General features: G+C 70.0%; 7 protein-coding genes. 1 reads left to right on the top strand and 6 read right to left on the bottom strand.

What is annotated here, in order from left to right; translation table 11 throughout:
- Positions 1–357: 357 nt before the first annotated feature.
- A complete protein-coding gene (locus tag ACZ6JT_RS32850; RefSeq protein WP_469215489.1) occupies positions 358–855 on the top strand; it encodes an anthrone oxygenase family protein in 498 nt (165 codons plus the stop codon).
- Positions 856–1,027: 172 nt separating this feature from the next.
- Here ACZ6JT_RS32850 and ACZ6JT_RS32845 read toward each other — a convergent pair whose 3' ends face one another.
- From ACZ6JT_RS32845 to metK, 6 genes are all read right to left on the bottom strand, one after another.
- Complete coding sequence (locus tag ACZ6JT_RS32845) at positions 1,028–1,645, bottom strand: anthrone oxygenase family protein (protein ID WP_469215488.1); 618 nt, start codon at positions 1,643–1,645, stop codon at positions 1,028–1,030.
- A 154-nt stretch (positions 1,646–1,799) separates the two neighbouring features.
- On the bottom strand, positions 1,800–3,191 hold the full coding sequence (gene ahcY / locus ACZ6JT_RS32840) for an adenosylhomocysteinase (protein ID WP_469215486.1): 1,392 nt from the start codon (positions 3,189–3,191) through the stop codon (positions 1,800–1,802).
- A 25-nt stretch (positions 3,192–3,216) separates the two neighbouring features.
- The gene (gene metF, locus ACZ6JT_RS32835) at positions 3,217–4,149 is read right to left on the bottom strand and encodes a methylenetetrahydrofolate reductase [NAD(P)H] (RefSeq protein WP_469215485.1); all 933 of its coding nucleotides are present in this window, start codon (positions 4,147–4,149) and stop codon (positions 3,217–3,219) included.
- Positions 4,150–4,177: 28 nt separating this feature from the next.
- Positions 4,178–7,642 carry a methionine synthase gene (gene metH / locus ACZ6JT_RS32830; RefSeq protein WP_469215484.1) on the bottom strand — a complete coding sequence of 1,155 codons (3,465 nt, stop codon included), beginning with the start codon at positions 7,640–7,642 and terminating at the stop codon, positions 4,178–4,180.
- Positions 7,639–8,619 carry a carbohydrate kinase family protein gene (locus tag ACZ6JT_RS32825; RefSeq protein WP_469215483.1) on the bottom strand — a complete coding sequence of 327 codons (981 nt, stop codon included), beginning with the start codon at positions 8,617–8,619 and terminating at the stop codon, positions 7,639–7,641. Before ACZ6JT_RS32825 ends, metH begins: the two co-directional genes overlap by 4 nt.
- A gap of 187 nt (positions 8,620–8,806) precedes the next feature.
- Positions 8,807–10,012, bottom strand: a complete 1,206-nt coding sequence (gene metK, locus ACZ6JT_RS32820) for a methionine adenosyltransferase (protein ID WP_469215482.1) — start codon at positions 10,010–10,012, stop codon at positions 8,807–8,809.
- Positions 10,013–10,231 lie beyond the last annotated feature (219 nt).

Genomic DNA, 10,231 nt, shown 5'->3' with positions numbered 1-10,231 from the left:
GTCCCCCCTCCCCCCCTCCCCCCCCCCCCCCCCCCCCCCCCCCCCCCCCCCCCCCCCCCCCCCCCCCCCCCCCCCCAACCCCCCCCCCCCCCCCCCCCCCCCCCCCCCCCCCCCCCCCCCCCCCCCCCCCGCGGCGCGTGCGCCCCGTGGACACCGGTGGAGGGGCCGGCCGGCGGGCCGTCCCCGCGGGCGCCGGCGGCGACGCGCCGCTCGAGAAGCACTCGAGGGCTGCTCGAAGGGCACCCCGCCGGAGCCCACCGCGCCCGTATGATCCCCATGACTTGACGATTCGATGACCCGTTCCCGAAGAATCGATGACCGAGAGACTCCGCGGACGGACGAACAGGGGGACGCACGATGGAGACCGCACGCCTGGCCGCGCTCATCGCCGCCACCGTCACCACGGGACTGGTCAGTGGCCTCTTCTACGGTTTCTCCGTCTCCGTGATGCCGGGCCTCAAGCGCACCGACGACCGTACGGTCATCGAGGTCATGCAGCGCATCAACGTGGCCATCCTCAACGGCTGGTTCGTCCTCGGCTACATCGGGGCGTTCCTGTTCACCGCCCTGGCCCTGGCCCTGCACGTCCCCTCCGACGGACGCGACGTGCTGCCGCCGCTGATCGCGGCCCTGGTCTGCTACATCGTCTCGATGGGCGTCACCAACAAGGTGAACATCCCGCTGAACAACATGCTGGAGAAGGCCGGCCCCGTCGCCCGCATCGCCGACCCCGCCGCCGTCCGCCGCGCCTTCGAGGGCCCCTGGTCCCGGGCCAACGTGTGGCGCACCCTGCTGTGCACGGCCTCGGTGGGCTTCCTGTCCTGGGCCCTGTACCTGCACGGCCAGACCGGCTGACCCCGGCCCGGCCGACCCCGGCCCGGCTGCCCCCGGCCGGCCGCCCCTCAAGCCATCCCCCCGGCCTGCCGTCCCCCCGGCCGGCCGGGGGGACGGAACCAACGAAGTCCCCCGGCCGGTTGGCCGGGGGACTTCGCGGTGGTGCCGCGCGGGGCAGGCTTCGCGGCGCGGTTCAGCGGGTGGCGCGACCGTACAGGACCAGGGCACGGGCCAGGGCCGTCAGCGCCGCCGTGCACAGCAGGGTGCGGACGATGTTGGTGGAGACCCAGGTGCCCTTGAACTTCTCCACGATCGAGAAGTCCGTCAGCTTCGCGGCGTCACCCGCGTCGGCCAGTTCGTTGTTCAGCGGAATGTTCACGGAGAAAGTGATCATCAGGACGACGAGGTAGACGACGGCCGCCGCACCGACCCAGAGCGCCACGCCGCGGCGGCCGCCCCGGAACTCGACGACCGCCGAGGCCGCCGACAGGAGCAGGGCGAGCACGAAGGCCATGCCGAAGATCCCGTTGCCGTCGATCGCCGAGTTGAAGTTCTGCATCGCGGTGACGTAGGTGCGCTCGTCGCCCGCCGCCAGACCCGGCATCACCGAGACGTCGAAGGCGAAGAAGAGGCCGGCCATCAGGCCCATCAGGACCGTGGAGACCAACAGGAGGGCGGTGGCCACCTTGCCGCGCCCGGCGGGCGCCGCGGCGGGCGGCTGGGGCGGGGCGTAGGGGCCGGGCTGGGTCGCGTACGGGCTCGGGCCTCCGGCGGGGTAATGCTGGGGGCTGCCGGCCGGATTGGGGTTCATGGGACATCCTCGTCTGGGGTGGTGGGAGCACTGCTCTCCCTCGGCACGGACGTCCGATCGTGACATTCCCGGGGACACCCGGCCATGGGCTTTCCACCGGCTCTCGAGCGAACCTCAAGAGCCGGTGGCTCGATCTGTTCGGTACCCGGTTCGGTCAGTAGCGGTAGTGGTCCGGCTTGTACGGGCCCTCGACCTGCACGCCGATGTACGCGGCCTGCTCCGGGCGCAGGGTGGTGAGCTTGACGCCGAGGGCGTCGAGGTGGAGGCGCGCGACCTTCTCGTCGAGGTGCTTGGGCAGCACGTACACGTCGGTCGGGTACTCCTCGGGCTTGGTGAAGAGCTCGATCTGGGCCAGGGTCTGGTCCGCGAAGGAGTTCGACATCACGAACGAGGGGTGGCCGGTGGCGTTGCCCAGGTTCAGCAGGCGGCCCTCGGACAGCACGATCAGGACCTTGCCGTCGGGGAACTTCCACGTGTGGACCTGCGGCTTGACCTCGTCCTTGACGATGCCCTCGATCTTCGCGAGACCGGCCATGTCGATCTCGTTGTCGAAGTGGCCGATGTTGCCCACGATGGCCTGGTGCTTCATCTTGGCCATGTCGGCGGCCATGATGATGTCCTTGTTGCCGGTGGTCGTGATGAAGATGTCCGCGCTCTCGACGACGTCGTCGAGGGTGGCGACCTGGTAGCCGTCCATCGCCGCCTGCAGCGCGCAGATCGGGTCGATCTCGGTGACGATGACGCGGGCGCCCTGGCCGCGCAGCGACTCGGCGCAGCCCTTGCCGACGTCGCCGTAGCCGAAGACCACGGCGGTCTTGCCGCCGATGAGGACGTCGGTGGCACGGTTGATGCCGTCGATCAGCGAGTGGCGGCAGCCGTACTTGTTGTCGAACTTCGACTTCGTCACGGCGTCGTTCACGTTGATCGCCGGGAACAGCAGGGCACCGGCCTGGTGCATCTCGTACAGGCGGTGGACACCGGTGGTGGTCTCCTCCGTCACGCCGCGGATCCCGGACGCCAGCGCCGTCCAGTCCAGGGACGTCTTTTTCAACAGGTCCAGGACCAGGGCCATTTCCTCGTTGTCCGCGGTGGACGGATCCGGCACGGCACCCGCCTTCTGGTACTCGACGCCCTTGTGGACCAGCAAGGTGGCGTCACCGCCGTCGTCGAGGATCATGTTCGGGCCCGCGTGGCCGGGCCAGGTCAGCGCCTGCTCCGTGCACCACCAGTACTCCTGAAGCGTCTCGCCCTTCCAGGCGAACACCGGGATGCCGGCCGCGGCGATCGCGGCGGCCGCGTGGTCCTGCGTCGAGTAGATGTTGCAGGACACCCAGCGCACCTGCGCCCCGAGCGCCACCAGCGTCTCGATCAGGACGGCCGTCTGCACGGTCATGTGCAGGGAGCCGGTGATCCTCGCCCCGGCCAGGGGCTGCGAGGGGGCGTACTCCTTGCGGATCGACATCAGACCGGGCATCTCGTGCTCGGCGAGGGTGATCTCCTTGCGGCCGAATTCCGCGAGCGAGAGATCTGCGACCTTGAAGTCCATGGGGTCTACTCCGTGATGGTGATGGCTAGTTCGGGCTGAGGTTCAGGTTCTGATGGATCTCTAGAGTCGCGGTGGACTTGTTGAGAGTGATGTAGTGCAGGCCTGGCGCACCCTCGGCGAGCAGACGCTCGGCCATCGCCGTCGCGTACTCCACACCGATGCGGTGACCGGCCGCCGGATCGTCCTTCGCCGCCTCCAGCCGCCGGGCGAGCACCGCCGGGAAACGGGCGTCGCTCAGCTCCGCGAACCGCCGGATCTGACGGAAATCGGTGGCCGGTATGATCTCCGGGATGACCGGAGTCAGACACCCCACCGCACCGAGCCGGTCGCGCAGCCGCAGGTAGTCCTCGGCGTGGAAGAACATCTGGGTGATGGCGTAGTCCGCGCCGGCCCGGCATTTGGCGGCGAAGTGCCGGATGTCCTCACTCCAGCCCGGCGAGCGCGGATGCCGCTCCGGGAACGCCGCGACACCCACCGTGAAATCACCCAACTGCCGGATCAACGTCACCAGTTCATGCGCATGGGAAAGCCCCTGCGGATGCGGCGTCCACTGCCCCTTCGGATCACCGGGCGGATCCCCGCGCAGGGCGAGCACATCGCGGATGCCCGCGTCCGCGTACTGGCCGATGATGTGACGCAGCTCGGCGACCGAATGCCCCACCGCCGTCAGGTGCGCCACCGGACGCAAGGTGGTCTGCGCCGCGATGCGCTTGGTGACCTCCACCGTGCGGTCCCGGGAGGAACCACCGGCCCCGTAGGTGACCGACACGAACGACGGCGCGAACGGCTCGATCCGGCGGATCGCCGCCCACAGGGTCCGCTCCCCGGCATCCGTCTTCGGCGGGAAGAACTCGAACGAGAAGGTCCGCCGGCCCTGGGAGAGCAGCTCACGCACACCGGGGGCGGCCGGGGCCAAGGGGCGGGGACGGTCGGTGGTGGCGGCCAGAGCAGCCGGCATGTCGGACTCCTTTCCAACGCGGCCGCTGTCAGCGTGCGTTGAAGTACGTCGCCTCGGGGTGGTGGATCACGATCGCGTCCGTGGACTGCTCGGGGTGGAGCTGGAACTCCTCCGAGAGGCGGACACCGATCCGCTCCGGCTGCAGAAGACCGGCGATCTTCGCCCGGTCCTCCAGGTCGGGGCAGGCGGGATACCCCAACGAGTAGCGGCAGCCCTGGTACTCGGTGCGCAACATCCCCTCCACGGAGCCCGGATCGGACCCGGCGATGCCCAGCTCGCCACGGACCCGCGCATGCCAGTACTCGGCCAAGGCCTCCGCGAGCTGGACGGACAGGCCGTGCAGCTCCATGTACTCGCGGTAGGCGTCCGCGGCGAACAGCCGGGCCGTCTCCTCGCCGATCCTGGAGCCGACGGTGACCACCTGCAGGCCCACCACGTCGCTCTCCCCGCAGTCCTCGGAGCGGAAGAAGTCGGCCAGGCACAGCCGGCGGCCCCGGCGCTGGCGGGGGAAGGTGAAGCGGGTCCGCTCGGACCCGTTCTCGTCGAGGACGATCAAATCCTCACCCTTGGAGACACAACGGAAGTAGCCGTACACCACGGCCGCCTCCAGCAGCCCGTCGGTGTGCAGCCGGTCCAGCCAGCCACGCAGCCGCGGCCGCCCCTCCGTCTCGATCGTCTCGCTGTCCTTCAGCCCCCACTGGCCCTTGAACAAGGCCGTCTCATCCAGCCAGGAGGCGTACTCCTTGAGCGGGATGCCCTTGACCACGCGGGTGCCCCAGAAGGGCGGGGTGGGCACCGGGTTGTCGACGGAGACATCCGAGCGGCCCCCCGGCTCGGCCGCCGCCACCGGCAGCGGCGTATCGCGCCTGGCGACACGGCGCTGCTTCAACGCAGGCAACTCCACACCCGCAACACCGCGTTTGACACCCATCAGCGCGTCCATGAGGCGCAGGCCCTCGAAGGCGTCGCGGGCGTAGCGGACCTCGCCCTCGTAGATCTCGTGGAGGTCCTGTTCGACGTAGGCGCGGGTGAGGGCGGCGCCGCCCAGGATCACCGGGTAGTCGGCGGCCAGCTTGCGCTGGTTGAGCTCCTCCAGGTTCTCCTTCATGATCACGGTCGACTTCACGAGCAGACCGGACATGCCGATGACGTCGGCCTTGTGCTCCTGCGCGGCTTCCAGGATCGCGGAGACCGGCTGCTTGATGCCGATGTTGACGACGTTGTAGCCGTTGTTGGTGAGGATGATGTCGACGAGGTTCTTGCCGATGTCGTGGACGTCGCCGCGGACGGTGGCCAGGACGATGGTGCCCTTGCCCTCGTCGTCGGTCTTCTCCATGTGCGGCTCGAGATAGGCCACCGCCGTCTTCATCACCTCGGCCGACTGCAGGACGAAGGGGAGCTGCATCTGCCCGGAGCCGAACAGCTCACCGACGACCTTCATGCCCTCCAGCAGGGTGTCGTTGACGATGTCCAGCGCCGGCCGGGTCTGCAGGGCCTCGTCGAGGTCGGCCTCCAGGCCGTTCTTCTCGCCGTCGATGATGCGGCGCTGCAGTCGCTCGTCCAACGGCAGGGCGAGGAGTTCCTCGGCGCGGCCGGCCTTGAGGGACTTGGTGTTGACGCCCTCGAAGAGGGCCATCAGCTTCTGCAGCGGGTCGTAGTCGCCCTCGCGCCGGTCGTAGATCAGGTCGAGGGCGGTGGTGACCTGCTCCTCGTCGAACCGGGCGATCGGCAGGATCTTCGACGCGTGCACGATCGCGGAATCCAGGCCGGCCTTGACGCACTCGTCGAGGAAGACCGAGTTCAGCAGGACGCGGGCGGCCGGGTTGAGGCCGAAGGAGATGTTGGACAGGCCCAGGGTGGTCTGCACGTCCGGGTGGCGGCGCTTGAGCTCGCGGATCGCCTCGATCGTGGCGATGCCGTCGCCCCGGGACTCCTCCTGGCCGGTGCAGATCGTGAAGGTCAGGGTGTCGATGAGGATGTCCGACTCGCGGATCCCCCAGTTGCCCGTGAGGTCCGCGATGAGGCGTTCGGCGATGGCGACCTTGTGCTCGACGGTGCGGGCCTGGCCCTCCTCGTCGATGGTCAGCGCGATCAAAGCCGCACCGTGCTCCTGGGCCAGCCGGGTGACCTTCGCGAACCGCGACTCGGGCCCGTCACCGTCCTCGTAGTTCACCGAGTTGATGACGGCGCGCCCGCCCAGCTTCTCCAGACCCGCCCGGATCACCGCAACCTCGGTCGAGTCCAGCACGATCGGCAGCGTGGAGGCGGTCGCGAAACGGCCCGCGAGTTCCTCCATGTCGGCGACACCGTCCCGGCCGACGTAGTCGACGCACAGGTCGAGCATGTGCGCGCCCTCACGGATCTGGTCCCGCGCCATCTCCACACAGTCGTCCCAGCGGCCCTCCAACATCGCCTCACGGAACTTCTTCGACCCGTTGGCGTTCGTCCGCTCACCGATCGCCATGTACGAGGTGTCCTGCCGGAACGGCACCGTCTGATACAGCGAAGCCGCACCCGGCTCCGGCTGCGGGTCGCGCGACACGACCGCCGTACCACGCACCCGCTCCACCACCTGCCGCAGGTGCTCCGGCGTCGTGCCGCAGCAGCCGCCGACCAGCGAGAGGCCGTACTCGCGGACGAAGCCCGCCTGCGCATCCGCCAGTTCCGACGCACTGAGCGGATAGTGCGCACCGTCCTTCGTCAACACCGGAAGACCCGCGTTGGGCATGCAGGACAGCGGGATGCGGGCGTTGCGCGCCAGATAGCGCAGGTGCTCGCTCATCTCGGCGGGACCGGTGGCGCAGTTCAGGCCGATCATGTCGATGCCCAGCGGCTCCAGCGCCGTGAGCGCGGCGCCGATCTCCGAGCCCAGCAGCATCGTGCCGGTCGTCTCCACGGTCACCGAGCAGATCAGCGGAACGGTGACACCCAGGGCCTCCATCGCCCGCCGGGCACCGATGATCGAGGACTTCGTCTGCAGGAGGTCCTGCGTCGTCTCCACCAGCAGCGCGTCCGCGCCGCCGGTGAGCAGGCCCTCGGCGTTGATCTGGTAGGCGTCACGGATCTGGCCGTAGCCGATGTGGCCCAGGGTGGGCAGCTTGGTGCCGGGGCCCATGGAGCCGAGCACCCAGCGCTGCTGCCCCGTCGACTGCGTGAACGCGTCGGCGACCTCGCGGGCGATCCGCGCACCCGCCTCGGACAGCTCGAAGTTGCGCTCGGCGATGTCGTACTCGGCCAGCGCCGCATAGTTCGTGCCGAACGTGTTCGTCTCGACGCAGTCCACACCCACCGAGAAGTACGCCTCGTGCACCGAACGCACGATGTCGGGACGGGTCACGTTCAAGACCTCGTTGCAGCCCTCCAGCTGCTGGAAGTCCTCCATCGTGGGGTCCTGCGCCTGGAGCATCGTCCCCATGGCCCCGTCGGCGACGACCACACGGGTCGCCAGCGCCTCACGCAGGGCATCGGCCCGGGTCTGTGAGTTCGTCGTCATGCCGGCCGCTCCAGCTTCGTCTCCAGCAGCCCGGCCGCCTGCTCCCCGTACACCGCGCGGACGGTGGCGAGCAGGCCCTTAGGCCGGATCTCGTACGCCTGGGAGCCCACGGTCGCCAAGGCCAGCGCGGACATCGCGCAGCCGAGCTGCGCGGCGGTCTCCAGCGGCAGCCCCCAGCTGACGGCGGCCAGGAAACCGGAACGGAAGGCGTCGCCCACACCGGTGGGGTCCTCGGCGTGGACGTCGGGGACGGCGGGGACGGTGAGGGCCGGCTCCCCCTTGCGGTCGATACGGACGCCGCGCGCGCCCAGGGTGGTGACCCAGGTGCCGACGCGGTCCAGGACCTCCGCCTGGCTCCATGCGGCCCGCTCGCGCAGCAGCGCGGACTCGTACTCGTTGGTGAACAGCCAGCGGGCGCCGGTGACCAGAGCGCGCACCTCGGCGCCGGTGAGGCGGGCGAGCTGCTGCGAGGGATCGGCGGCGAAGGCGATGCCCAGCTCCCGGGCCTGTTCGGTGTGCCTCACCATCGCGCCGGGGTCGTTGGGCGAGACGAGCACCAGGTCGAGGGGGGCGCGGTCATGGACGCCGCGCAGATCGATGCGCCCGGCCTCGGCCATGGCGCCCGCGTAGAACGCGGCGATCTGGTTGGAGTCCTGGTCGGTCATGCACATGAAGCGGGCGGTCTGGTGCTCGCTGGAGACGTACACCGAGCCGGTGTCGACGCCGTGTTCCTTGAGCCAGACCTCGTACTCGGCGAAGTCCGGGCCCACGGCCCCCACCAGGAGGGGCTCGAGGAAGAGGCCGCCGAGGCCGAAGGCGATGTTGGCCGCCACTCCGCCCCGCCGCACCTGCAGGGTGTCGACGAGGAAGGACAACGAGAGGTGTTCCAGCTGGTCGGGGAGGAGCTGGTCGACGAACCGGCCCGGGAAGGCCATGAGGTGATCTGTGGCGATGGATCCGGTCACCGCGATACGCACGTGGACTCCTGTGAACTGGTCTGATGTCGGCGGGGCGGAATGTGGCAGGGCAGGACAGGGCAGAGCAGAGCAGGGTGGTGCGGGTGGGGGGTGTGGGGATGCCCGCCGGCACGGGCGGTACGGGCGGTGCAGGCGGTGCAAGGCGGTACGGGGGGCATGCGTCCTGCGGGTGGTGCGTGCCGGGTGCTCAGGCGGCGGCGGTCTTCAGCCGTTCGGCGCGGTCGGTGCGCTCCCAGGTGAAGTCGGGCAGTTCACGGCCGAAGTGGCCGTAGGCGGCGGTCTGCGCGTAGATGGGCCGCAGCAGGTCGAGGTCGCGGATGATCGCGGCCGGACGCAGGTCGAAGACCTCGGTGATGGCCCGCTCGATGCGGTCGGTGGGCACGGTGTGGGTGCCGAAGGTCTCGACGAACAGACCGACGGGCTCGGCCTTGCCGATGGCGTAGGCGACCTGGACCTCGCAGCGTGAGGCGAGGCCGGCGGCGACGACGTTCTTGGCGACCCAGCGCATGGCGTAGGCGGCGGAGCGGTCGACCTTGGAGGGGTCCTTGCCGGAGAAGGCGCCGCCGCCGTGGCGGGCCATGCCGCCGTAGGTGTCGATGATGATCTTGCGGCCGGTCAGGCCGGCGTCGCCCATCGGGCCGCCGATCTCGAAACGGCCGGTCGGGTTGACCAGCAGGCGGTAGCCGTTGGTCTCCAGCTTGATGCCGTCCTCGGCGAGCCGGGCCAGCACGTACTCGACCACGTTCTCCCGGATGTCGGGGGCCAGCAGGGCCTCCAGGTCGATGTCGCAGGCGTGCTGGGTGGAGACGACGACGGTGTCCAGGCGCACGGCCTGGTCGCCGTCGTACTCGATGGTGACCTGGGTCTTGCCGTCGGGGCGCAGGTAGGGGACGGTGCCGTTCTTGCGGACCTCGGTCAGCCGGCGCGAGAGCCGGTGCGCGAGGTGGATGGGGAGCGGCATCAGCTCGGGGGTCTCGTCGCAGGCGTAGCCGAACATCAGGCCCTGGTCGCCGGCGCCCTGCCGGTCGAGCTCGTCCTCCTCGCCCTCCACACGGCTCTCGTAGGCGGCATCGACACCCTGCGCGATGTCGGGGGACTGGGCGCCGATGGACACCGACACGCCGCAGGAGGCGCCGTCGAAGCCCTTCTGCGAGGAGTCGTAGCCGATCTCGAGGATCTTGTCCCGGACGAGCTGCGCGATCGGCGCGTAGGCCTTCGTCGTCACCTCGCCCGCTATGTGCACGAGACCGGTGGTGATGAGGGTCTCCACCGCCACCCGGGAGGCGGGGTCCTCGGAGAGGAGCGCGTCGAGGATCGTGTCGCTGATCTGGTCGGCGATCTTGTCGGGGTGTCCCTCGGTCACGGACTCCGAGGTGAATAGACGGCGGGACATCTCACTCCAGGTGGTGTGGGGACGGGTGGTGGGATCGGGCAGGGTCGGACGTGGGGGACACGGCCGGACATGGTCTGTTGCCGAGGATCCTGCCGCCCGGTCCTCGGCCCGTCCTTGAGAGCGCGTCGAGCGGAGCTGGCCGCTTCCCCCACCTCCGCTCGACGCGGGGCTTCGGCGGCCCACCCCCGGCGGGCCCCACCCCGGCGGGCCCCACCCCCG

It is taken from the genome of Streptomyces sp. NPDC046308 (assembly GCF_055588065.1).
Note: the sequence above shows the minus strand (reverse complement) of the source record. Positions and strands in the feature narration are given on the sequence as shown.